Annotated in this window: 20 protein-coding genes; 15 read left to right on the top strand and 5 right to left on the bottom strand. The window is 52.2% G+C overall.

The window, feature by feature from the left end; genetic code table 11:
- The 11 genes from KDC22_RS28235 (at window position 1) to KDC22_RS28185 (ending at window position 15395) form a co-directional block, all read left to right on the top strand.
- Window positions 1-1404 carry an ADP-ribosylglycohydrolase family protein gene (locus KDC22_RS28235; protein ID WP_211721119.1) on the top strand — a complete coding sequence of 468 codons (1404 nt, stop codon included), beginning with the start codon at window positions 1-3 and terminating at the stop codon, window positions 1402-1404.
- Window positions 1405-2222: 818 nt separating this feature from the next.
- Window positions 2223-3455: an IS110 family RNA-guided transposase gene (locus tag KDC22_RS28230; RefSeq protein ID WP_211721118.1), complete on the top strand. Its 1233-nt coding sequence runs from the start codon at window positions 2223-2225 to the stop codon at window positions 3453-3455.
- 432 nt (window positions 3456-3887) lie between these two features.
- Window positions 3888-5429, top strand: coding sequence for a response regulator transcription factor (locus KDC22_RS28225; protein WP_211721117.1), 1542 nt, complete (start codon window positions 3888-3890; stop codon window positions 5427-5429).
- Between the two features lie 79 nt (window positions 5430-5508).
- Window positions 5509-7332 carry a sensor histidine kinase gene (locus KDC22_RS28220; RefSeq protein WP_211721116.1) on the top strand — a complete coding sequence of 608 codons (1824 nt, stop codon included), beginning with the start codon at window positions 5509-5511 and terminating at the stop codon, window positions 7330-7332.
- A gap of 3 nt (window positions 7333-7335) precedes the next feature.
- On the top strand, window positions 7336-8883 hold the full coding sequence (locus KDC22_RS28215; RefSeq protein WP_211721115.1) for a response regulator: 1548 nt from the start codon (window positions 7336-7338) through the stop codon (window positions 8881-8883).
- Between the two features lie 112 nt (window positions 8884-8995).
- Complete coding sequence (locus tag KDC22_RS28210) at window positions 8996-10687, top strand: type 2 periplasmic-binding domain-containing protein (protein WP_211721114.1); 1692 nt, start codon at window positions 8996-8998, stop codon at window positions 10685-10687.
- 84 nt (window positions 10688-10771) lie between these two features.
- A complete protein-coding gene (locus KDC22_RS28205) occupies window positions 10772-11749 on the top strand; it encodes an ABC transporter permease (RefSeq protein WP_173140595.1) in 978 nt (325 codons plus the stop codon).
- On the top strand, window positions 11749-12711 hold the full coding sequence (locus tag KDC22_RS28200; RefSeq protein WP_173140598.1) for a carbohydrate ABC transporter permease: 963 nt from the start codon (window positions 11749-11751) through the stop codon (window positions 12709-12711). The genes KDC22_RS28205 and KDC22_RS28200 overlap by 1 nt, the downstream gene beginning before the upstream one ends.
- 350 nt (window positions 12712-13061) lie before the next feature.
- Complete coding sequence (locus KDC22_RS28195; protein ID WP_211724220.1) at window positions 13062-13823, top strand: methionine ABC transporter ATP-binding protein; 762 nt, start codon at window positions 13062-13064, stop codon at window positions 13821-13823.
- Window positions 13816-14478: a methionine ABC transporter permease gene (locus tag KDC22_RS28190; protein ID WP_173140600.1), complete on the top strand. Its 663-nt coding sequence runs from the start codon at window positions 13816-13818 to the stop codon at window positions 14476-14478. Before KDC22_RS28195 ends, KDC22_RS28190 begins: the two co-directional genes overlap by 8 nt.
- Window positions 14479-14567: 89 nt before the next feature.
- The gene (locus KDC22_RS28185) at window positions 14568-15395 is read left to right on the top strand and encodes a MetQ/NlpA family ABC transporter substrate-binding protein (RefSeq protein ID WP_173140660.1); all 828 of its coding nucleotides are present in this window, start codon (window positions 14568-14570) and stop codon (window positions 15393-15395) included.
- A 114-nt stretch (window positions 15396-15509) separates the two neighbouring features.
- On the opposite strand, the gene KDC22_RS28180 is transcribed toward KDC22_RS28185, so the two are convergent.
- The 5 genes from KDC22_RS28180 to KDC22_RS28160 form a co-directional block, all read right to left on the bottom strand.
- On the bottom strand, window positions 15510-16436 hold the full coding sequence (locus KDC22_RS28180) for a metallophosphoesterase family protein (RefSeq protein WP_211721113.1): 927 nt from the start codon (window positions 16434-16436) through the stop codon (window positions 15510-15512).
- A gap of 81 nt (window positions 16437-16517) precedes the next feature.
- The gene (locus KDC22_RS28175; RefSeq protein ID WP_211721112.1) at window positions 16518-17378 is read right to left on the bottom strand and encodes an HAD family hydrolase; all 861 of its coding nucleotides are present in this window, start codon (window positions 17376-17378) and stop codon (window positions 16518-16520) included.
- 35 nt (window positions 17379-17413) lie between these two features.
- On the bottom strand, window positions 17414-18760 hold the full coding sequence (locus KDC22_RS28170) for an ABC transporter substrate-binding protein (protein WP_211724219.1): 1347 nt from the start codon (window positions 18758-18760) through the stop codon (window positions 17414-17416).
- A gap of 31 nt (window positions 18761-18791) precedes the next feature.
- Window positions 18792-19628 (bottom strand): carbohydrate ABC transporter permease, encoded by an 837-nt coding sequence (locus KDC22_RS28165; RefSeq protein ID WP_211724218.1) that lies wholly within the window; start codon window positions 19626-19628, stop codon window positions 18792-18794.
- 39 nt (window positions 19629-19667) lie between these two features.
- Window positions 19668-20549, bottom strand: coding sequence for a carbohydrate ABC transporter permease (locus tag KDC22_RS28160; RefSeq protein WP_246553057.1), 882 nt, complete (start codon window positions 20547-20549; stop codon window positions 19668-19670).
- Between the two features lie 223 nt (window positions 20550-20772).
- On the opposite strand from KDC22_RS28160, the gene KDC22_RS28155 reads away from it, so the two are divergent.
- From KDC22_RS28155 to KDC22_RS28140, 4 genes are all read left to right on the top strand, one after another.
- Entirely contained in the window at window positions 20773-21351 is a 579-nt protein-coding gene (locus KDC22_RS28155; protein ID WP_211721110.1) for a GbsR/MarR family transcriptional regulator, read from the top strand.
- On the top strand, window positions 21348-22022 hold the full coding sequence (locus tag KDC22_RS28150; protein WP_211721109.1) for a response regulator transcription factor: 675 nt from the start codon (window positions 21348-21350) through the stop codon (window positions 22020-22022). The genes KDC22_RS28155 and KDC22_RS28150 overlap by 4 nt, the downstream gene beginning before the upstream one ends.
- 38 nt (window positions 22023-22060) lie before the next feature.
- Window positions 22061-23197 (top strand): HAMP domain-containing sensor histidine kinase, encoded by a 1137-nt coding sequence (locus KDC22_RS28145; protein ID WP_211721108.1) that lies wholly within the window; start codon window positions 22061-22063, stop codon window positions 23195-23197.
- Between the two features lie 89 nt (window positions 23198-23286).
- Window positions 23287-23961, top strand: a complete 675-nt coding sequence (locus KDC22_RS28140) for an ABC transporter ATP-binding protein (protein ID WP_211721107.1) — start codon at window positions 23287-23289, stop codon at window positions 23959-23961.
- The last annotated feature ends 41 nt before the right edge of the window (window positions 23962-24002 follow it).

Raw genomic sequence — 24002 nt, 5'->3', positions numbered from 1 at the left:
ATGGCAGGCTGGGAACGTCTGCAGGAGACGGTACGGTTCGAGCTGCAGCAGCGGATAGAGGAAGGCTGCCAGCCTGGCAATCTGGTTGAGAAGCTGGCCGCTGCCGGCGATGATGAGCAGAAGCTGATGGAGGTCTACCGGGAGCTGATGGCCCTTCCCGTGGCGGAGGACTTTCCCTACGAGGAGCCTTCAGATCTGGCGTCGATCAGACGGCTGCGCCCCGGAGGTCCGCGTAAGCTTGCGGTGGACTGGACGCCGGACCAGTGGAGAGACAGGTTCTATGGAGCCTGGCTTGGCCGGAGTGTCGGCTGTGCGCTGGGCAAGCCGCTGGAATATTGGGACTACCTGTACGGGAAGGACGGCCGGACCGGCTGGGAGAACATCGAGCTGTGGTTCCGCGGTGCGGATGCCTGGCCGATTACAGGGTATACACCCGAGTTCTCCACCGCCCGGGAGGAATACGGTCTGGGCTTAAGCGACTGGTCCTTCACCAGTACACGCGAGAAGATCAGCTACATGGAGAGTGACGACGATATCCGTTATACGGTTCTTGGCCTGATGCTGCTGGAGCAAAAAGGGCTGGACTGGGATTCCTGGGATATCGGCAAGCTGTGGCACGGTCATCTGACCTACGCCCAGGTCTGTACGGCGGAGACCCAGGCTTATATGAACTTTGCTCAGGAGACCTCCCATCTGCATGGGGAGAAGCCGGAGGATTGGCCGTTGCGGCAGGAGCGGGTGCGGATGCATCTGAATCCGTACCGGGAATGGATCGGTGCGGCCATCCGTGCGGACGGCCTGGCTTATGGTGTGGCCGGCCACCCCGAGCTTGCGGCAGAGCTAGGCTGGCGGGATGCGTCCTTCTCGCATGTGAAGAACGGAATCTACGGCGAAATGTTCAATGCCGCGATGATCTCTGCTGCGTTCGCGGGCCTCGGCAATGAGGAGATTGTGGAGATCGGGCTGAGCGAGATCCCGCAGACCAGCAGGCTGACCCGGGATGTGCGGCGGGGCATGGAGATCGCACAGCAGGCTCGCAGTGAACGGGAGCTGGTCAGCACACTATGGAACGAGTTCAGCCATTATGACCCGGTGCATACGAACAACAACGCAGCGATCGTGGCAGCTTCACTGATATACGGCGGCGAAGACTTCGAGAAAGCGGTGGTCACCTCGGTATCAGCCGGGATGGATACCGACTGCAACGGGGCCACGGTCGGCTCCATCATGGGAGCGAAGCTGGGCGCTGCCCGGCTTCCCGCCAGCTGGACCGCACCGCTGAACGACCTGCTGTATGCGGATCTGCCGGGCTTCCACCCGATTCCCATCTCTGAGGTCGCGGAGCGGAGCTATCAGGTGTTCCTGAAGCTGCGGGCCGAGCATGGGAAAGAGCAACAGGGTTAATACAGATATTAATTATATTTGAGCGCTTTTTTAAGTCGCCTCGCACCAGATGTTTTCAGGAGAAAACATCTGGTGCGATTGGGCGGCTTTTTTGTCGTCTGGGAAGTTATTACCTTCACTTGTTCTGGATGATATACAGTTGGGGGATAAGTGCTCAGACGCATTTAGAGTGAGGAGCCTAAAAGGTATGCGAAAAACCGAACACAATTGGATTGGGTACGCCACGTAAGCCAAATGTAATCGAAAAACCGAACACAATTGGACGGGGTACGCCACGTAAGCCAAATGTAATCGAAAAACCGAACACAATTGGACTGGGTACGCCACGTAAGCCAAATGTAATCGAAAAACCCAACACAATTGGACTGGGTGCACCGCGTAAGCCAAATGTAATCGAAAACCGAACACAATGGGACTGGGTACGCCACGTAAGCCAAATGCAATCGAAAACCGAACACAATTGGACTGGGTGCACCGCGTAAGCCAAATGTAATCGAAAAACCGAACACAATTGACTGGGTACGCCACGTAAGCCAAATGTAATCGAAAAACAGGCATGACAAGACAGAGGCCTTGTCACCCCCAGGAATGAAAATAAGTGGGTGGCATCCGTCGCATCCATTCTAAAAGATGCTGTAGTCGTCAACACTACATATACAAATCAAAGGGCGGACGCGGTTACTGGGATACACCCCGTGCGAAAAACCGTTCTATTGCGCTTTTCGAGCATCGCCTATTGTAACCCCCAAAAAGTACGTGTATTAAATTACACTCACTCGAGCGCATGATTTGTAAGCTGACGATGGAGGATGATTGGAATGGATGCTGTACGTATGTGTTGCGCCGGTCTGGACGTGCACCAGGAAACCGTTGTGGCCTGCGTGTTAAAAGGACCGATCGAACAAAAACCGCAATGTCACATGAAAACCTTTGGGACGACAACCAGAGAATTGTTAGGACTGCAAGATTGGCTGAATGAACACGGCTGCCTTGAGGTGGTGATGGAGAGTACCGGCGTGTTTTGGAAACCGGTATGGAACATCTTAGAGGGCAGTTGTGATCTTGTCTTGGCCAACGCCCAGCGGGTAAAGAATATGCCGGGTCGAAAAAGTGACATGCAAGATGCGCGCTGGTTAGCGCAATTGCACCGTTGCGGGCTCATTGAAGGCAGTATGGTGCCAGAACAGGACATCCGGGATTTGCGAGATTTGACCCGTTACCGGAGTAAGATGGTGCAGGCGGTGACGGCGGAGAAGAACCGCATCCACAAAATCCTGCAGGATGCCAACATCAAGCTAACCACCTTTATGTCCGATCTATATGGGGTTTCAGGACGGGGCCTGCTCCAGAAGATCATGGACGGCGAGGTCGTAGACGAAGTGACCGTTAAAAACCTGGTCAAAACCCGTTTAAAAAAGAAAGTTCCGCAGTTGCTAGACGCGCTCAATGGCAAGTTGCGCCGTCATCATCGGGAGATGATTCGAGACCACTGGGACCACTTGGTCTATTTGGAGAAACGGATCACGGAACTGGAAGCTCGAATCGAGGCGAAGGCAGAACCCTACCTGGAGAGGATTGAACAAATTGACTCCATTCCAGGAATTGAGCGGACATCTGCCGTGACCATCTTTGCAGAAGTGGGGCCGCATGTCGCGGAAATGTTCCCGAGTGATGCGCAGTTTGCATCATGGGCGGGGGTGTGTCCAGGGAACAACGAAAGCGCTGGAAAGCGAAAAAAGTCAAAAACGATGCAAGGGAACAAGCATCTGAAAGGGGCCTTGTGTCAGGCGGCTTGGGCGAACTCTCGCTCCTCGAACCGGATCGGCCAATTCTTTCGACGAATACGTAAGAGACGAGGAGATAAAAAAGCAAACGTCGCCACCGCACATTTGTTGATTCGAATCCTCCATGCCCTGATGCGGGAGAAAAGGTTATACCAAGAAATAGACGTCTCACTAGGCGATGAGACGTCCAAGAAAAACCCGTTGGATCGGTACGTGCAATATATCCAGCAGTTAGGATATAGCGTGCAATTAAATCCTATCCAATAGTCTCCCCTTTTTCAAAAAAAACGAAACGTAATTTTGGGGCGGTGGGTCTTTTTTTGTCAAAATCCAGTCTGCGGCGCATTTTCCGATACTTTTATTTTCGTATTAAACCGAACACAATGTGCTGTTGTTAAGGTAAGTGGGTTGTATATAGACCAATGTCACAACTAGAAATGTCAAAAAGCAAAAAGAAGCGGAGGGGAGATTTGGAATTGTAGGAGCGGTAGCGGCCGCCTGTATATTTGGATTTCTCCCGGGAGGAGTGGTTCCCATCATGAAATCCAAATATAACAGCGGCCGGAAGTCCAAGTGTTCGCCGCAGTGACGACCAAGCTTGAGTTTTAAGTTAACATTCACATGATTGAACTTGTATGTTAGCATTACTTGTAATTATTAACTTACCAAATTTTGATTATGGAGATAGGAGCGGAGCTCATGCTAAAAGTCATGATTGTGGATGATGAACCCTGGGTTCTGGAAGGACTTAGAACGATGGTGGACTGGGAGAAATCCGGGTTCGAGGTATGTGCCGAAGCGCTTAACGCCGGGGATGCTCTCCGGCTGATCCGGGAGCACAGGCCGGATATGCTGCTTACGGATATTAATCTTCCGGTGATGAGCGGCCTGGAGCTGATCGCAGCGGTGAAGGAAGTGCTGGACCCGCCGCCCCGGTTCGTTATTCTGAGCGGGTATGATGATTTCAACTATGCCCGGACTGCGCTGCGCCATAAGGTGGACGGCTACCTGCTGAAGCCGGTCGATGAGGAGGAGATTGAGGAGCTCCTGGGGAAGATCAGAGCTATTATTCAAAATGAAACCGCTTCCAGATTAGAGGGGCGCAAGAAGCATAACCTCCTGGTGCATAATCTGATCAGCCGCTGCCTCCAGGGGGAATGGAATGAGGAACTGGAGCGCGCCGCCTACAGTCTGCTTGGGCTTCAGCCTGATACGGAGCTGCAGTGCATTCTTGCTGCTGCCATTTCAGGCACGGTGGGCCTGAACGAAGGAGATACCGAAGGATTCCCTGAGGATCTCGGGTATGTATTTCAAGACCCGGCGGGAAGGGCCGGACTCCTTGTAAGGTCTGACGGACTATCCTCTGAGGCGCTTGAGGCGGCAGCCGTCCAAGTGCAGAGGGTGCAGTCGGAGAAGCTGGGGGTGCCGGTAGCTGTAATGATCAGCGGCCGAAGGACAGGTCTGCGCTCCATCCAGGAGCTGTACGCCCAGACCCTGGAGGTCTGGGGCCTCAAATACCGGAAGGAGCAGGGCGGGATTTTCTATTACAACGATTTGAGAACCGCCCGCCTGTCTCCCGAATTCGCAGGCGGACACTTTACGCGTGTGCTGGATGAGGTGAAGGAGGGGGGGCCTGAGCAGATCCGGGCTGCTGTCAGGGATGCTTTTGCTGCCATGACTGCGAAGCGGGTGACTATAGACGCCGCCCGGGCAGAGGTCGCCCATATGGAGATTACCTTGTGCCGGAGCATCGCTGAAATGCAGGGAGATCCCGATACGATTATGAGCGCCATGCGTCTGGAATACGGCAATCTGGGCAGCCTTGCGGATTATTACAAGCTAAGCCTGTATGTGGATAAGCTCTGCCAGGAGACAGCGCTCTATCTGGCTGAGCTGCGGGCAGGCAACGAAGGGAACACCATCTATAACGTGATCCAGTATGTGGACCTTGAATTCCGCAGCAAGCTGCAGCTTCAGGATCTCGCCAGACAGTTTCATATGAATTCGGCTTACCTGGGCCAGCTGTTCCGCAAGGAGACCGGGCGCAGCTTCAGCGATTATCTGAATGAGAAGCGGATCGAAGCGGCGAAGGGCCTGCTGAAGCGCACCCAGCTCAAAATATCGGATATTGCGGTGCAGGTGGGCTTTTCCAATACGGATTATTTCATCGACAAGTTCAAGGGTAAAGTGGGCTCATCCCCTTCGGTGTACAAGAATGCCCATAAGAATAAGCAGCTCTAAGTGGAAACGGCTTTGCCGTCGAAGGTTACTCAGATACTGTGCGGGGACCCCGAAATCTTAAGAAAGCCGGGTGTGAGGGATGGCTACAAGAAGGGTGAAATTCGGCACCATCATCAATGATATTCCGCTTAGCTACAAGTTCTATCTCATCTACATTGTGGGAGTGCTCCTGCCGATCATGGTGCTGAATCTGGTGTTCCTGGACCGGATCACGGATCTCATCAAATCGAGAGAGCAGCAGAATCTGGAGATCTCCATGGAGCGGGCGCGCAAGGATATTCATGATTTTATTGAAGGCGGGGTGTCTGTCGGCTACACGCTGGCTGCGGATAAGAACCTGTACGAGATGCTGGACCGGACGTATACGGACTCTATCGAATTCTATAGCATGTTCAACGAACAGCTGAGAGACCGGATGAACAGTTATATGCCGGTGAACAACCAGCTCGAACGGATCAGCATATACACCAATAACCAGACGGTTGTGTCTGGAGGGAATTATCAGGTTATGAACGATAAGGTATGGTTCAGTGACTGGTACCGGCAGGCGAAGAAGGCCAGCACCCAGGTCTATGTTACCGCTTACCGCACCACGGAGAATAAGAATCTGGCCTCCTCCACCCCTACGCTGAGTGTGATCGAGACGATGGATAATTACCGAAGTCTGAATACCTATGAGAAGGTGCTGCGGATTGATCTGGACCTTAACGAAATCTATGACATTATTGTCCGGGAAAGAGATTACTTAAGCCTCTATCTGATCAATGGGGAGGACAAGATTGTGATGTCAGCGGACAGTGGCTATCAGCATATTACTAATGATCCCTATCCTGTATTCGATCAATGGGGCGACAGCCGGGATGATAGCGAGAATGTGCGGGTAATGGCCGTAGGCACGGCGAACTATCTCAAGGGCTGGCGGATCGTCGGGATTACGCAGGGGGAGCGGATCTCCCAGGCGATCCTGGATATCCGGCTGTATGCGGCGGGACTGGCTACAACGCTTACCCTGCTGACCAGCGGATTCATATACATGATGCTGCGCTCCTACAACTACCGGGTGAAGCGCCTGTCCCGGCATATGCAGAAGGTGACGAATGAGAAGTTCGAGCTGATCGCCATTGATGAGGGCCGGGATGAGATCGGCGGGCTGATCCGCAACTTCAACCGGATGACCTCCAGAATCCATTCGCTGATCAACGATGTGTACAAGCTGGAGATCCAGAGCAAGAACCTGGAGATGGAGCGTGTCAGGGCGGAGCTGAACTTCCTGCAGAGCCAGATGAACCCTCATTTTCTGTTCAATACGCTGAATGCGATTCTGGTGGTATGCACCAAGAACAAATATAACGATGTCACCGATATTGTGAAAAGCCTGTCGAGGCTGCTGCGCAGACTGCTGAGCTGGAAGGAAGACCTGGTGTCGGTGCGCGAGGAGATCGCATTCATCGACATGTATCTCAAGATTGAGAAATTCAGGTTCCGGGATAAATTCGATTATACGTTCGAGATTGATGAGCAATCCCTGAATTATAAAATCCCGAAGCTGAGTATGCAGCCGCTGGTTGAGAATTCTTGCAAGCACGGCCTGCAGACCATTGAGGGGCTGGGGGTAATCAAGGTTGCTGCAGCCGTTCTGGACAATCGGCTGCAGATTACGGTATCTGACAACGGTAAAGGCATGGAACCCGAGAAGCTGAAGGAATTAATGTTTGCCGTGCGCAAGGAGGATTACTCCGGAGCGAACATCGGTATACGCAATGTATACCGCAGACTGGAGCTGAATTACGCGGATCAGGTGCGCTTCGAGATCTCTAGCACGCCGGGTCAGGGAACGGTGGTGACCTTCGGCATTCCCCTGAGGCTGCTTGAGACGACTCATTCCCCGGAAAGAGAGGTATAGACCATGAAATACAAAGTATTATTGATTGATGACGAGCCGAGCGCTCTTGAAGGTATGGAGATGTGGATTGACTGGCAGGAGCTGGGCTTCGAGCTGTGCGGAACCTGCGGCAATGGCCGGGAGGGGCTGCAACTGATGAAGCAGCTGCAGCCGGATCTGGTCATTACCGATATCCATATGCCGCTGATGAATGGCCTGGAGATGATTGGGGAATGGCGTCAGGAGGAGACGGATTCCATTAAGTTCGTCATTCTGAGCGGCTACAGTGAATTTGAATATGCCCGCACAGCAATCAGCTACGGGATTAACCACTACCTTCTGAAGCCGGTCTTCCCGGAGGAAGCGACCGAGGAGCTGCGGGAGATCCGCCTGGAGCTGGAGCAGGAGGCGAACCGCAGAAGGATTCATGAGACAGCCTCCGGGGAAGAGGCGGCCGCCTTAATCAAAGGGCTATTGTACGGGAGGAAGGGAGACCCGGAGCTTATGGATCTGCTGGAGACGCTGCCCGGCTTCCGGGAGAGCGAGGCCTGGAATATCTGCCTGATCCAGACGGTCCCGGAGCTGTATCCAGAGGTGCGCTGCAAGGCAGTCTCTCTGCTGGCCGGATGTAAGGCAGCAGTGACCATGGATCTGGAGGCGGGGCTGCTCGGAATCGTATACGGAATGACTACAGGCAGGGGGGAGGACGGCGGAATCACGGAGGCGCTGGATATCCTGCTGCAGGAATATGGCAGAGCGAACATTCATATCGCCGTGGGAACACAAGAGAACTCCTTGCTGTGCATAGAGGACAGCTATCATAGAGCCAAAGAGACCTTGCTGCATTTCTTCTATGAACCGGAAGGGGCGGGTATTCTGGCTTACAACGGGGTGCAGGGCAATTCCTTCAGCTATAATTATGACCATATCGGACTGATGGATGCCCTGCTGGATTGCGTGAATCTCCTGGACGCGGACGGCTACCGCAAGGCACTCGAAGCGGCGGCGCGAAGCTTCCGGGAACAGCTGGTGGCGCCGGAGGTGGTGCGCAAATTCGTTATCCATCTCATGTACCGGATACTCGGAGTCGCGCCCGGAGCGGAATCCGCAGGCGAAGGACACGGGCCAGCCTCCAGCCTTGAAGTCTCAGAGATTCAGCAGACGATGACCCCGCTGAGCGGGCTGCTCAGCCGCTTATTGTCCTGCGGGGAGAAGGCGATAGATCTGTTGGTGCGCGAGCAGAATTATAAGTCGCATGGGATTGTCCGGGAGATTAACCAGTACATCGGGGAGCATTACCAGGAGAGCCTGAGCATCCAGAAGCTGGCCGAGATCTTCTTCCTGCATCCGGTATACCTGGGGCAATTACTGATTAAGAAGAACGGGATGACCTTCAATGAGCAGCTGCATCATCTGCGGATTCAGGCTGCGGCCGTGCTGCTGCGCGAGAGCAAGCTGAAGCTCTCAGAGATTGCCGAACGTGTGGGTTATGCCAACTACGGGCAATTTCTGAAACGCTTTGAGAAGGAGATGCACATGGGTCCGAATGAGTACCGCCATGCCAAGTTCTAAACTTTTCGGGGGTATACCTTTAGTTCGGTCGTATTTTAAGAGACGGTTCACCTCTATAATTCATTTGTGTAAGTGCTTACAAATTAAAGAAAATACACTATGGAGGTGCTTTATGGGGGGCAAGTTGAAAGTTACGTACAAGTATTCCCTGATTGCTCTGTTATCTCTTAGCTTCACACTGTCAGGCTGCGGGGGCAACAATGCTGCTACTACAGGCAAAGCTAAGGAGCCAGCATCCACAGAATCTGCTTCAGCTAACACGGGAGGAAAGATTGAACCATTTAAAGTAAGTGCATTTATCGGTGTAGCCGGGCAACAGCCGACACCGGATAACAAGATTTACAAGAAGATCAAGGAAGAAACCGGAGCCAGCTTCGATATGGAATTCTTAGCAGGTGACATTAACCAGAAGCTGGGCGTCATGATTGCCGGCCAGGATTATCCGGATCTTATGACCGGGAGCACCAAACTTACCGCAGCAGGAGCTTATATCCCGCTCGAAGACCTGATTGAAGAGCATGCGCCGAATTTGAAAGCGCATTATGCAGACTACTGGAACATGATGAAGGACCCGAACGACGGGCATATCTATATCCTGCCTAACTACGGCGTATACAACGGTAAGGTCAACAGTTCATGGTATTCAGGACCTGCCTTCTGGATTCAAAAAGCAGTCCTTAAGGAATTCAATTATCCGAAGGTGAAGACTCTGGATCAATACTTTGACCTGATCGAGCAATATAAAGCCAAATATCCGAAAATTGACGGCAGCCCGACCATCGGGTTTGAAATTCTGAACTATGACTGGAAGAACTGGGGTCTGTTCAACGCTCCGCAGCATCTGATCGGACATCCGAATGATGGCGGCGTAGTCGTGAAGGACGGCGTGGCAGAGGTTTTTGCGAACAAGGATTATGCCAAGAAGTACTATCAGAAGCTGAATGAGATGAATGAAAAAGGGATTATCGACAAAGAAACCTTCGTACAGAATTACGACCAGTATATGGCAAAGCTGTCCAGCGGCACTGTCCTGGGGATGTTCGACCAGCACTGGAACTTCAACGCGGCTGAAGATTCACTGACGACCCAAAATAAAATTGAACGCACTTATGTAGGTCTTCCGCTTGTATACGAAGAGTCGACCAAGGACCACTACCGTGATCTTGCGGTGCTTAACCTTAACAACGGCTTCGGTATCAGCATTAATGCCAAAGATCCGGTGAAGATTATCAAGCTGCTGGACACGCTGATCCAGGAAGACTGGCAGAAGCTGTTCTCATGGGGTGTGGAAGGCGAGGATTATATCGTTGAGAACGGCAGATTCATGAGAACCCAGGAACAGCGTGACAATGCAGCCGATGCTACATGGCAGCTTGGCAATAAAGCCAAATCGCTGTTTGAATATCTGCCCAAAACAGAAGGAAGCTATAGCGACGGCAACTCAACGGATGCTGCTGCACAGCCTGAAGAATACAAAGCGGGTCTGAAGCCGTTCGATAAGGAAGTCCTTGATGCCTATGGCTTCAACTCCTATGTAGACTTCTTCAGCGAACCGCCTGCTAACCCGGTCTATTATCCTGCCTGGTCCATCGACCTGATTGAAGGCTCGGATGCCAAAATCGCCAGCACCAAGCTGAATGAGCTCCAGACCAAGTTCCTGCCAAAAGCCATCCTTGCCAAGCCGGCTGAATTCGATTCCGTCTGGGCCGATTATACCGGACAGATCGAGAAGGCCAATGTGAAGGCTTACGAAGACAAGATCAATGAGCAGATTAAGTGGAGAATTGAGAACTGGAGTAAATAACGGAAGGTCTGGTACAGGGCATAAGGTGGAGGGCCAGACTGGCCTTCCACTTACCTTAATATGATGGAGTAGGAGACAACGAATATGGATGAGACCCTAGAAATAGATACTGTCGTCCGGCGTCCGAAGAAGAACAGGAAGAAAAAAAAGCAGCCGATTACCTGGCGCTTGATTAAGAATCAGAGGCAGCTTATCTGGATGTCTGTGCCTTTGATGCTCTACATTATTCTCTTTGCCTATGTTCCCGTTTGGGGCTGGACCATGGCGTTCCAGAACTACAAGCCGGCCAAGTCCTTCGGCGAGCAGGAATGGGTAGGACTGAAGCAGTTCAAGTTTTTGTTCACCGATGATAACTTCATTCGTGTACTGCGCAACACGCTGGCCATGGGGGTTATCAATCTGATTCTCGGCTTTGTTACCGCCATCGTGCTGGCGCTGCTGCTCAATGAAATCAAGAAAGTATTCTGGAAAAGAACCGTGCAGACGATCTCCTATCTGCCCCATTTCTTATCGTGGATTATTGTTACTGGCATCGTGGCCACTTCGCTGTCCATCAATGACGGGATTGTAAATATCGTACTGATGAAGCTGCATCTGATTAAAGAGCCGATTCTTTGGCTCAGTGAAGGCAAGTATTTCTGGGGAATCGTAGGGGCTTCGCATGTGTGGAAGGAAGTGGGCTGGAACACCATTATTTATCTGGCGGCCATCGCTTCCATTGATCCTGCCCTGTATGAAGCTGCTGAGATTGACGGTGCGAACCGTTACAAGAAGATGATGTATGTAACCCTGCCCGGCATCAAGGCAACCATTGTAATTCTGATGATTATGTCCATAGGACATGTCCTGGAAGCAGGCTTTGAAGTGCAGTACCTGCTTGGCAACGGACTTGTAGTAGACTGGGCCGAAACGATAGATATTTTCGTGCTTAAATACGGGCTTGCCCAAGGGAATTATTCACTCGCAACAGCTGGAGGTATATTCAAAACGGTTGTCAGCGTAACATTGCTGCTTATGGCTAACGGGATTTCCAAGCGGCTTGGGGAAGAGAGGTTGTTATAATGGCGGATAACCGGCAGATTAGCCCCGGGCATAGAGCAGGCTTTACAGCGAAAAAGAACCTGGGCACCGGCAGACTTGAACCGTTCCTGTTCACTTCCTTCAATACGGTCTTCATGGTCTGTCTGGTGATTGTGACTTTATATCCATTCATCAATACGATAGCTGTATCTTTCAACGAAGGAAATGATACGATCCGCGGCGGCATCTACTTATGGCCGAGACAATGGACCGTTCAGAATTACAAAGCGATCTTTGCTACCGGAACCATATTTGATGCATTCCTGGTTTCAGTAGCCCGTACAGTGATTTCTACGTTACTTAATATTTTTCTGACCACCATGCTGGCGTATACCTTAAGCCGCAGGGAGTATGTATTCCGTAAGTTTATTACTGTAGTCTTCGTGCTTACGATGTATTTCAGCGCCGGTCTGATCCCGAACTATTTCCTGATTAAGGACCTTAATCTGTTGAACAGCTTCTGGGTCTATATCATTCCTTCGATGATCAGCGCCTTCAATATGATCGTTATCCGCACTTATATCGGGACTATACCGGAGAGCCTGATGGAATCAGCCAGAATTGACGGCGCCGGGGATTTCAAAATATTCATGCGGGTAGTCTTCCCGCTCTGTAAGCCGGTGCTGGCGACCATTGCACTGTTCGTGGCTGTCGGAGCCTGGAATGCCTGGTTTGACGCTTTTATCTACACCTCTTCCAAGCAGCATCTGAGTACTCTGCAGTATGAGCTGATGAAGCTGCTGTCTTCAACGATGAACTCCAACGGTAACCCTAACGTGTCCAACGGGGTGGGGATGGATCAGGATTCAGCCAGGGCGATGGTGACGCCGCTGTCGATCCGCGCAGCGATTACGGTTGTGGCTTCCGTACCTATACTGCTGGTGTACCCGTTCATGCAGAAGTACTTTGTAGTGGGCCTGAATGTCGGCAGTGTCAAAGAATAAGACGCTTGCCTTATAGCCGGGTTTTGGCCGGGAATTGCTTATATTTTAACTAAAAAGGGTGCTGTCCTATCAGGGGCGGCGCCCTTTTTGGTTGGATGAAAGCTTCATAGGCACAACGCTGTTTGGTTTCCTCCTGGACTGTAGAATAATCCCAATCGGCTCCGAGCATCCTTATAATGCCTTCTGCTTTTAACAGTCTTTATAGAACTTTTTGAAAAAAGTAATGACACAGCACAAGAAATACCTTATTATTTAAAGAGATTTTTAATGAAACAGATTTTAAATAATTATAGTACAATAGGCCCCGAGGATAAGCGGGAAGTCTGGCAGTGGGTAGAGGAGGGCTTCGTATTCTTTCGCTGAGTCAGGTTAGTAAAAGCTTCATGCTGAAGGACGGTCCTTATACGGCTGTCGATCAGGTATCGCTTGCAGTGAAGGCCGGTGCCATCCACGGTATTATCGGGGCAAGCGGCGCGGGCAAGTCCACGCTCCTGCGCCTGATAAATCTGCTGGAGCGGCCCGACACCGGGACTGTTACTGTAGACGGCAAGCGGCTTACGGAGCTGCCGGACAAGACGCTGCGCGAGCAGCGGCAGAGAATCGGCATGATCTTCCAGCATTTCAATCTGGTAGGCAATGCCACCGTCAGCCGGAATGTAGCCATTCCGCTGGAGCTTGCCGGAGTGCCGCGTGCCGGGCGGATGAAGCGGGTTATGGAGTGTCTGCAATTTGTCGGGCTTGCGGACAAAGCCGGGCAATATCCGGCCCAGCTCAGCGGCGGGCAACGCCAGCGGGTGGCTATTGCCCGGGCGCTGGCGAACAGTCCGAAGCTGCTGCTGTGCGACGAGCCGACCTCTGCGCTTGATCCGGGGACCACGGCGGATATTCTGGGCGTGCTCCGCCATATCAATGCTTCGCTCGGTGTAACCATAGTCATCGTTACCCATGAGCTGGACGTAGTGCGGAGCATCTGCTCAGAGGTATCTGTCATGGAGGGCGGACGGATCGTGGATTCCTTTTCCCGGGAGGAGGGCGGATTTCTTCCGCCTGGAACGCATTCAGGTTCCTTCCGGGAGCGGATTACGGGCAGAACGGGGGAACCCTATGTTTGAGAGCATGCTGAAATACCAGGATCAGATGTGGCAGTCGATCGGAGAGACCTTTGTCATGGTCGGAATCTCCATAGGTGCTGCGCTGCTGCTGGGGCTTCCACTGGGGACCCTGCTGTATTTTTGCCGCAAAGGCCAGTTATATGAGAACAGAAATCTGTCTCTCGTGCTGAACAGCATGGTCAATGTAATCCGTTCATTTCCGTTCCTGCTGCTGGTGGTTGCACTGATTCCGTTCACCCGGCTGGTGGTGGGTACTGCGATTGGCACCCTGGCGGCAACCGTGCCGCTGTCGATCGTCGCCATTGCCTATTATTCACGGCTGGTGGAGCAGTCTCTGCTGGAGGTGCCCAGAGGAACGATTGAGGCGGCATTGTCGATGGGCGCCTCGAAGCCGGGGATTATCTTCAAGTTTCTGTATGTAGAAGCCCGGTCGGGACTGGTGCTGGGATTGACTGCGTCTACGATCAGCTTCATTTCTTTTTCAACCGTCATGGGGGTTGTCGGCGGCGGCGGGGTTGGCGATTTCGCCATCCGTTACGGATACCAGCGCTTCGAGACAGAAGTGATGGTCTACGCCATACTCGTGATGATTGTGCTGGTGCAGCTCATCCAATTCACAGGAAGCACGGTGGCCAGACTGCTGGATAAGCGCTAAACAAACTATATAATAATGGGGGCTTGGGATAAATCATGAAGAAGGCGATGACTGTAAGGACCGCAACGGGGAAGAGAACAGGAAAAAGTATGGTAACCACCTTTGCGCTAACACTGCTTGTATTAACACTGGCGCTTGCGGGCTGCGGTAACAGCAAAGAAGCTGAGGAGACACCTGCAGCTACCAGCACCGGACCTGTGAAGATCAAAGTAGCCTCGCTGATTCCGCCAATGACGGATATCCTCGAACTTGTGAAGCCGGTTCTGAAGGAAGAAGGCGTGGATATGGAGATCGTGGTGCTGTCCGATAATGTGCAGCCGAACGAGGCGCTGGCGAACAAAGAGGTGGACGCGAACTTCTTCCAGCATGTCCCGTACATGGAGCAATTCAATGCCAGCAAAGGGGCAAAGCTGGTGCCTGTTCAGCCTGTATACGATGCCATCTACGGTGGATACTCCAAAAAGTTCAAGGCCATCGCTGATCTGCCTGAGGGGGCTACCCTCGTGATGGCGAATGATCCCTCCAACATTGGGCGCTCCCTGCAAATGTTCGCAGATGCCGGCTTGATTACGCTGAAGGAAGGGGTAGGGATTCAGGCTACCCAGGCCGATATTACCGGCAATCCCAAGAACTATAAGTTCGAGGAAGTCGATCTGCTGATGCTGGCCCGGATGCTGGATGATGCCGATCTGGTCGCCATGACTCCGGCCTATGCCAGTCCGCTGGGTCTGACTCCCAAGAAGGATGCGCTGATCACCGAGCGTGAGGATTCGGCATTCACCATTACACTCGTTGCCCGTGAGGACAACAAGGATTCCGAAGTGATCCAGAAGCTGGCCAAGGCGATCAGCGGCCCGGAAGTGAAGAAGTTCCTTGAGGACAATTATGCGGACATAGCGCTGCCTGCTTTTAAATAGTAGATACACGAATTAAATCTTATACAAAAGTAAACCGAAAGACGGCCTTCTCCTATGAGAGAGGCCGTCTTTTCGGTGCGGAGGAAGTGCCTGACAGATCAGCGATGCCATAAATTACAGGAAAGCGCTGACGGGATAGGCCACCTCATACTGGGCGGATTCGATCCAGGTGCCCGTAGTGAAATCCCGTCCCCGGACAAGCACCTTATCGGTATAAACTTCTACATAGAAGCCCTGGCTGCCGCTCTTATGTTCATCCTTATCCGTCCAGAGGTAAGCTACAGAAGCAGCATTGAACATCGTGGCTGTCTGTCCGTTGCCGGGATACATGGTATTGCTGACTTCTAGCTCCCAGTGGGTATGCCCGGTGAACAGCATGGCCTGCGGGTAACGCGACAGAATAGAGCGCAGTTCCTGATCCTGAGTCACTCCGTACCACTCCTGAGACTCCAGCGAACCGGCTACGGTATCCTTCAGCGGCTGGTGCAGGAAGACGAAGACAGGCCGATCCTGCAGTGGTACTGTACCAAGATCCAGCTCCATTGGCCCGCCAAGCTCCGGGTTGTCCGGGGCGCTCTCCCCAAGCTTCCGGTCCAGCCACTGGAGCTGCCCGCCGGATAAATGGCAGAACGTCTGCAGCCCTTCCTCAGTACCCAGGAAGATGAAATGATACCCTGAGATCCAGTGATCATGATAAGGACCTGGCATCCCCATGCGGGAAGTATACATCGCAAGACGGGAATCCCAATGGCCGAGGCCGACGTCATGGTTGCCCAGGGTGTAACGAATCTGCGGCAGTGAGGCCTGATGCTGTTCAAGAATACGCTGGACCTCCTCATACTCCTCCGGGAAGCCATTGTTCGTAATATCTCCAATATGCATGATGCCGCTGCTGCCCTGTGCGTGTAAGGCCAAATCCTGCAATGCCTGCCCGAAGTTCTGGTTGTACTCGTGTTCCGGATCGGCGGTGACATGGGTATCGGTGATAATCTGGAACGTCAGCAGCGGATCTTGTCCGCCTAGTGTGCCTGATGTCTTCATCTGTAAGAAACTCCTCCTTAATGTAATGATTCCGGCCACAATGATGGTCCCCATAGGAGAGGGAAGAGAGTCAGCCGCTCTTCAAATCATAACGCCAAGCTCCGCATAAGACGACACCACACAATCTGCATCCGGCAAAAGACTGCGGACAGACTGTGCATTAGCCGTCTGCACGTTTCCTGCAGTGTCAGCAGGTCCACCGGCATCAGTCAGCCCGTTTTCGCCAGCCGCCTGTCCGGCGGTCATCCCGCCGGCAATTCCAATGGCTACAGCAGCACCAGCCGCTTTAGCCATCCGCATATCTCCGTTCGTATCGCCGATGACGGCGGCTTCAGCCGGAGATGCCCCGAGCCGCTGGCAGGCCAGCAGCGCCATGTCGGGGAAGGGCTTGCCCCGCTCCACCTGATCCGTGCCGATCACGGCGGTGAAATACTGACGGATGCCCATCCAGCGGAGGTGACTCTCGGCCGCAGCCGTTTCATCGGCAGTCACTACAGCCAGCGGAATACCCTGCGCAGCGCACTCTTCCAGAAAAGGCACCAGACCGGAAAGAGGGCGGACCGGACGGCTCCGCTCCAGCATGGCATCTGCCGCCTGGCGGCAGGAATCCACCAGCACCACCGCTTCCGCCCAGGATAGGCCGAGCAGATAACCCTGCCAGGACAGAATGGCATACAGATCGCTCATCGTACCCATAGCGAGGGGGCCGTTACGGTCATAATCTGTAATCCTCCCCTCAGCATCATGAACCGTTCCCAGCAGGGAGGCCAGATGCTGCATGGGGAACCTCAGGCCGCGCTGCTCAAGCTGACGGTTGAACTGGGTGAGGAAGCATTCGCCCCAGCTTCCCCAGAGGGAGATGAACTGCAGCAGCGTTCCGTCCTTGTCGAACAGAATGGCGGATACGGGATAGTTCCCTTGCGGAGTGATAAGCTCAGTCATGCTGCATTCCCCTTTACCTTTCACGATTTTTTCGTTTATTTCAGCTTATCCAGAGCCGCCTGCGCCGTTTGCTGCGCTTCCTTCAGCGCCTCGGCTGCCGGGATATTCTCGATCTGCACCTTATCCGCTGCGATGGTCAGGGCATCATTAATTTTGCCGCCGGTCGGGTCCTGGAAGGGGGCCGAGGCGTGAGCTGCCTGCTGCAGCGGAATTTTGATCTGCGGATTGCTCTCACTGAAGGTGACGAATGCCGGATCTTCCAGCGCAGACTGGCGGACGCTAATATATCCGGTGTGGATGGACCAGAACGCGGTATTCTCGGAGCTTGTGAAGTAGGCCAGCCATTTCATCGCTGCCTGCTTCTCGGCGTCTCCGGCTTGGGCAGGAATACCGGCCATACTCGCCCCGGCGACAGGTTTGGCTTCGCCGGCTCCGGCCCAGCCCGGTTGCTCCATAGCGGAGACGACGCTGAAATCAAGGTCGCCCTGGTCGCCGCTGGAGCCGGTGTATCCGGCCGCCTGGCCTTTCATCACATCGTCAATCGTCTTGTACCAGTACTCCCAGCCTTGCCCGCCGGAGTGGATACGCATGATCTTGTCGTCATGAATCGACTTGCGGAAGAACTCCCAGGTGTCGATCCACTCCGGGGAATCAATCGTGACCTTGGTGCCGTCCTCACTAAGAATACTGCCTCCTTTGCTGAGAGCGGCATCAGTCATATTGCCGGGGCCCCACATCGGTTCCCAGCCGTAGAAGCTGGTTTTGCCGCCTTCGGAGACGGTCATCTTTTTCGCGGCCGCAGCGAGGTCTTCCCAGGTCTTAATCTGGCTGGCGTCTATACCGCTTTTCGCAAAAGCATCCTTACGGTAGTACATCACCTGGGTCGATCCATACATCGGGAGGAAATACTGCTTGCCGTCCACCTTGCCCTGGTTCAGGAAGGTCTGGACGAAATCCTCTTTATTGAAGTCCGGCTGCCCGGCAATCAGCTCATCCATCGGGGCGTAATAACCCTTACGCGCCCAAGCGATATTGGAGGAGAGGACCACCGCCGGGACCTGCCCGGCAGCAATCGCTGCCTGAAGCTTCTGTTCGGTCTCTGTATAATCCCCCTGCACGATCCCCTTGACAATAACCTCCTGCTGGGAGGCGTTGAATTTCTGAATGAGCGTTTCCATATTTTCACCCAGCTTGCCGCCGAGCCCATACCAGAATTCAATCGTGACCGGTGCGCCTCCTGCCGGAGCGGCATTGGCAGCAGGGACTGCTGCTGCGCCGTCTGCTGCTGTAACCTCACCCGAAGCAGCATTCCCGCCGCAAGCGGTGAGTACGGAGAGACCGGCGATCATGGATACTGCAGACAACCTTTTGAATACGTTCATCATCATTCTCCTCTGGGGTTTAAGTTAGGTTTCAGCCTTTGCTTGAGCCTGCGGTCATGTTGACACTTTGCATAATCGTCCTTTGGGCCAGCAGGAAGACCAGGAGCAACGGGGCGATGGTGAAGGCGCTGGCGGCCATGATGAGCGGCCATTTCAGTCCGTATGCACCTCCTTCCACGAAGAAGCTGCGCAGACCGGCCGAGACCAGCTGCAGGCTGGGGTCCTTCGTAATGAGCATCGGCCAGAAATAATTATTGTACTGGTCAATGAAGGTAATCAGCGCCAGCACGGCGAACGATGATCTGGTGACGGGCACCAGTACGGTCCATAGAATCCGCATATGCGAGGCACCGTCCACTTCACCGGCCTCCACCAGCTCATGCGAGACCTGGAGGAAGGCTTGCCGGATCAGAAAGATGGCGAAGATACTCACAGAGTTGGAGAGAATCAGGCCTGCATAAGAGTTCAGCAGATGAAGCTCGGACAGGATCAGGTAGCCCGGCAGGTAGACTGCCGTAGCGGGAACCATATAACCGAACAGAATCACTCCGGCAAAAACGCCCTTCAGGCGGAATTTCATATGCGTCAGCGCATAAGCCATCATGCCGGAATTGATGATCTGCAGGATGACAATGGAGACAGCGACGAAGATACTGTTACCCATATATCTGGCGAACGGCGCCTCGTTCCAGGCAGCGGCGAAGTTCCCCCACAGAGGCACCTCGGGCCAGAGAGTGGGCGGGGAGCGCCAGATTTCATCATTGGTTTTGAGGGCGCTGGTGACCATCCAGTAGAACGGAAAGGCCATCAAGAGAGCCAGTGCGGCGAACAAAATCTGGCGGGCCAGCCCGCCGAGAGATGAGAGCATACGCAAAGCGGTGTGACCTCCTTGTGAATAATGAAGCTTCTATTGATAATGAGTAGTGCGCTTGCTGATGCTGAATGAGAAGACAGACAGCAGCATACAGAGGAAGACCAGGACAACCGCTACAGATGAGGCTTCTCCGATCTGGAACGATTCAAAGGCGGACTGATAATACAGATACAGCAGCGTACGGGTGGAGCCTGACGGGCCGCCTTGGGTCAGCACATTGATCTGGTCATAGGCCTGAAGCGCCGAGATCAGTTGAACCACGAACAGGAAGAGAGTGGTTGGCGAGATAAGCGGCAGCGTGATCCGCAGGAACTTTTGCACCGGGCTTGCCCCATCCAGCTCTCCGGCTTCCAGCAGATCAGAGGGCACATTCCGCAGCGCCACCAGATAGAAGATCATCGCCCAGCCTACCGATTTCCAGATGGTCACTAGCAGGACACCGGTTAATGCCCATTTGGGGTCTTGCAGCCAGCCGATAGACTCCAGGCCGAAGAAATTTAGTACAGCATTCGCAAGCCCGGCTTCAGGCTGATAAATCCAGGACCAGACGATCGAGACTGCTACGGTTGGCGTCACCCAGGGCGAGAACAGCAGCACCTGATAGAGGGCGGAGCCTTTCAGCTTGCGGTTCATTAGGAGGGCGAGCCCAAGTCCCAGCAGGATCACTGGCAGCACACTGCCGATACAGAAGAGCGCAGTGACTTTGAGCGCCTTGTAAAAAGCCGGGTTACTGAGCAGATCGGTATAATTCTGCAAGCCGACAAAGGTTTTCTCCGGGCTCATGAAATCCCATTCCGTGAAGCTGAGATACAGCACATACAGCAGCGGTGCGAGCCAGAACACAGCGAACGGGACCATGGCCGGCAGGGTGAACAGCACGGGCTTCAAGCCGCCGATAAACTTTGAACGTGTCATTTTCGTCCGGATTCCCCATTCCATTCACATTGTTTGATGCGATATAATGCAGAGGCCAGTTCCTCTGTTCAAAAAAAATTGTACACTCAACAAGCAGACCTATGGTCAAGCGGGAGTAAAGCCCGGTCGGAATTTGTGTAAAATTTGTAGAATGACTGCCTTAAAGCTTCAGTATTGTGTAATGTAGAGGGAACGATTCTATCCGAAAATGAGGTGCCACCTGATGAAGCAGGCCGCATTTGGCGGGGACAACCCGCATCGTTCACCCCGGGAGCAACTGCTCGGCCCGATGATTGATGCCATAGCACAGACGATGGATTTATATGGAGCGAATTATTCCTTCGGACAGCTGTACGGGGTGATGTTCTTTGAGGACAAGCCGATGACGCTGGAGGAAATGAAGCAGGTAATGAATATGAGCAAAAGCAACATGAGCTACGGTGTCCGCTCCCTGATCGCCTCCCGGATGGTAACGAAGCTGCCGGAGAAGCGTGAGCGGAAGGAGCTGTACGCTGCGGAGACGGACTTCTTCCAGGCCTTCCGCAACTTCTTCACGCTGAAGCTTCAGCGGGAGATTGATGTCATGCAGGAAGCCATGGGGGCGGCGATGCCCGCGCTGGAGGCGCTGGCCCGCTCGGAGGACACTCCCGAAGAGGAGCGGCAGACCTGCCTCCGGGATTTGGAGAAGCTGAAACATGCGGCTGAATATTATGTTTGGCTGCAGCGCTTCGTGTCAGGACTTGCGGAAGGGGAGATCTTCGGCGGGGAGTTGCCGGGGGGAGGGGCGGAATATAAGCTATGACCAAGCAAATTCTGATCGTTGATGATGAGGCGGATATTATTAAGCTGCTGCAAGATTATTTTGAGATCAATGGTTATCAGGTCTTAACCGCACGAAGTGGAACGGAGGCTTTACAAAAGGTAGCGTATAGTCCAGACATTATTTTATTGGATATTAATATGCCGGAGATTAACGGTCTTGAAGTATGTACTCGAATTCGGGATTATGTATCCTGCCCTATTATATTCTTAACCGCCAAAGTAGAAGAGACCGATAAAATCAATGGCTTTCGCGCCGGTGGTGATGATTATATCGTGAAGCCCTTCAGCATTGACGAGCTTGGAGCGAGGGTGGAGGCACATCTGCGCCGTGAACAGAGACAATCCATTAAGACACAAACCAAATTTTCAGAGGATTTAGTGATAGACTATTCTTCCAGAATGGTTTACTGCAAAGGATGCCCAATATCTTTTGCCAAAAAAGAATTTGGGATCATTGAATTATTATCCATAAACAGCGGTCAAGTATTTGATAAGGAACATATTTTTGAAAGGGTCTGGGGCCTGGAGCATGAAGGAGACAGCGCCGTTGTTGCAGAGCATATCAGAAGAATCCGGGTTAAGTTCACTGAGGTTAGTGATCATGTATACATTTCAACAGTATGGGGTGTGGGCTATAAATGGGTAGGTTAACAAAAGGTTTTCGTAACTTATCCATCAGGGTGACATTTATGATCTATATGCTTATATTTGTACTTATTGCCGGACTCCTTAGTGTGATTACCATTACTGGGGTAGGCCAGATACGTAATAATATGTTTCTGAAGTATAACGCCTCCTATACCTCAGCGGATATCGAGAACCCGGCAATTATCTATAATATGAAGGACTTCAATACGGACTATTCTTATAAAGACCAACAAATTATTAAGTTATGCAGTTTTCTGGACTCCTGGTCTATTTTGATATTTTTTGGGCTGGCTACCTTGTCGGCCTCCTGGTTGTTTTACCATAATAAGCTCAAACAACCGATTGGGACTTTGCGCGAGGCTTCTCAAAAAATATCCGGCAACGACTTGAACTTTCATATTCCGCAAGCTAGTGAAGATGAGATGGGACAGCTATGCGGGTCTTTTGAGCGCATGAGAGCCGCGCTGGAGGATAATAACCGTCAGATGTGGCGATCCATAGAGGATAGAAAACAGTTAAATGCAGCTTTTTCACATGATTTGCGGACACCACTGACAGTACTAAGAGGTTACGCGGATTTTTTAAATAAATATCTGCCAGAAGATAAAATAAGCAAAGAGAAGCTGCTGGATACGATATCAACCATGAGTACACATATATTACGGCTGGAGAACTATGTGCAAATTATGGGCGAGGCCCAAAAACTCGACGATATCTCGGTAGCATGGACCAAAGTAGAGGTTTCCGTTTTTTTGGAACAACTAAGCAGTTTAGCTGAATGTCTGGCACGGGAACAGTCACTGGAACTTTCATTTGAAAATCATATATCTGAACCATCTTTGTATTTGGATACAGGAATGGTTACCAGGATATACGAAAACTTGATTGCCAATTCCCTTCGTTATGCGAGTCAGACGATTTCTGTCCGATTTGAAATGGATGAGGGATTCTTTTCGATTACAGTCAGTGATGATGGCAAAGGGTTCTCAAGCCAGGATCTGAAGCTCGCTACCACTCCGTTTTATACTAGCAGGACGGAAGCTGAGGAGAGCCATTACGGCATGGGGTTGAATATTTGCAAGGTACTGGCTGAGAAGCTGGGGGGCGGTATTCAGCTAACAAACCATAAGTCAGGCGGCGCCTGTGTGAAGGTTTGGATAATGCTGCACCAAAGTTGATAAAAAATAGATATTTATTGGATATCCTTTCCTAGAGAACAACCTGGGGGAGGATATTTTTGTATCCATATATAAAGGGAGGCGCCGATATGATTCTGCAAGGGAAGAAATTGTGCAAATATTATGGCACTGGAGAGAGTCGAGTGAAGGCTATTCATGATGTGGATTTCGCTGTGGCAAAAGGGGAGTTTATTTCTATTGTCGGGCAGTCGGGTGCTGGAAAAAGCACATTAATGCACATTATTGGCGGCTTAGATGCACCTACTAGCGGTGAGGTCATCATCAATGGGACTTCTATTTATACAATGCCAATGAGTCCATTAGCCGTATTTCGCCGCCGCCAGATCGGATTTGTGTTTCAGGCTTTTAATTTGGTACCCTCACTTAATGTGTGGGAGAACATCATTTTACCCATCGGGCTGGATGGAAAGAAGGCAGAGGTTAGCTATATTGAAGATATATTAAATACTTTGGGGATCTATGAAAAACGGACCAGTCTGCTCACAGTATTGTCTGGCGGGCAGCAGCAAAGGGTAGCAATCGCACGCGCTTTGGCAGCCAGACCGGCTATTGTACTCGCAGATGAACCCACAGGAAATCTGGATAGCCGTTCCAGTAACAACGTGTTGGATCTGCTGCGTTTATCGGTTGAGAAATACAATCAGACTTTGATTGTTGTAACGCATAATGACGAAGTGGCGAAGCTTGCAGACCGGACGGTTCGGGTAGTAGACGGTTCCATTGCAGCAGAGGTAGAACAATGAAAAATAGGATTTCGGTTCACCAGGTATCCCTAAAAAATTTA

The organism is Paenibacillus tritici, assembly GCF_018207515.1.
Taxonomy (GTDB): domain Bacteria; phylum Bacillota; class Bacilli; order Paenibacillales; family Paenibacillaceae; genus Paenibacillus_AQ; species Paenibacillus_AQ tritici.
Note: the sequence above shows the minus strand (reverse complement) of the source record. Positions and strands in the feature narration are given on the sequence as shown.

What these genes read in the sequence shown, in the direction of transcription:
- KDC22_RS28210 (WP_211721114.1), top strand. Translation starts at nt 8,996, where the DNA reads ATGGGGGGCAAGTTGAAAGTTACGTACAAGTATTCCCTGATTGCTCTG.
- KDC22_RS28180 (WP_211721113.1), bottom strand. Translation starts at nt 16,436, where the DNA reads ATGAAGACATCAGGCACACTAGGCGGACAAGATCCGCTGCTGACGTTC.
- KDC22_RS28215 (WP_211721115.1), top strand. Translation starts at nt 7,336, where the DNA reads ATGAAATACAAAGTATTATTGATTGATGACGAGCCGAGCGCTCTTGAA.
- KDC22_RS28155 (WP_211721110.1), top strand. Translation starts at nt 20,773, where the DNA reads ATGAAGCAGGCCGCATTTGGCGGGGACAACCCGCATCGTTCACCCCGG.
- KDC22_RS28200 (WP_173140598.1), top strand. Translation starts at nt 11,749, where the DNA reads ATGGCGGATAACCGGCAGATTAGCCCCGGGCATAGAGCAGGCTTTACA.
- KDC22_RS28190 (WP_173140600.1), top strand. Translation starts at nt 13,816, where the DNA reads ATGTTTGAGAGCATGCTGAAATACCAGGATCAGATGTGGCAGTCGATC.
- KDC22_RS28175 (WP_211721112.1), bottom strand. Translation starts at nt 17,378, where the DNA reads ATGACTGAGCTTATCACTCCGCAAGGGAACTATCCCGTATCCGCCATT.
- KDC22_RS28165 (WP_211724218.1), bottom strand. Translation starts at nt 19,628, where the DNA reads ATGCTCTCATCTCTCGGCGGGCTGGCCCGCCAGATTTTGTTCGCCGCA.
- KDC22_RS28160 (WP_246553057.1), bottom strand. Translation starts at nt 20,549, where the DNA reads ATGACACGTTCAAAGTTTATCGGCGGCTTGAAGCCCGTGCTGTTCACC.
- KDC22_RS28150 (WP_211721109.1), top strand. Translation starts at nt 21,348, where the DNA reads ATGACCAAGCAAATTCTGATCGTTGATGATGAGGCGGATATTATTAAG.
- KDC22_RS28140 (WP_211721107.1), top strand. Translation starts at nt 23,287, where the DNA reads ATGATTCTGCAAGGGAAGAAATTGTGCAAATATTATGGCACTGGAGAG.
- KDC22_RS28235 (WP_211721119.1), top strand. Translation starts at nt 1, where the DNA reads ATGGCAGGCTGGGAACGTCTGCAGGAGACGGTACGGTTCGAGCTGCAG.
- KDC22_RS28145 (WP_211721108.1), top strand. Translation starts at nt 22,061, where the DNA reads ATGATCTATATGCTTATATTTGTACTTATTGCCGGACTCCTTAGTGTG.
- KDC22_RS28230 (WP_211721118.1), top strand. Translation starts at nt 2,223, where the DNA reads ATGGATGCTGTACGTATGTGTTGCGCCGGTCTGGACGTGCACCAGGAA.
- KDC22_RS28170 (WP_211724219.1), bottom strand. Translation starts at nt 18,760, where the DNA reads ATGAACGTATTCAAAAGGTTGTCTGCAGTATCCATGATCGCCGGTCTC.
- KDC22_RS28185 (WP_173140660.1), top strand. Translation starts at nt 14,568, where the DNA reads ATGGTAACCACCTTTGCGCTAACACTGCTTGTATTAACACTGGCGCTT.
- KDC22_RS28225 (WP_211721117.1), top strand. Translation starts at nt 3,888, where the DNA reads ATGCTAAAAGTCATGATTGTGGATGATGAACCCTGGGTTCTGGAAGGA.
- KDC22_RS28220 (WP_211721116.1), top strand. Translation starts at nt 5,509, where the DNA reads ATGGCTACAAGAAGGGTGAAATTCGGCACCATCATCAATGATATTCCG.
- KDC22_RS28205 (WP_173140595.1), top strand. Translation starts at nt 10,772, where the DNA reads ATGGATGAGACCCTAGAAATAGATACTGTCGTCCGGCGTCCGAAGAAG.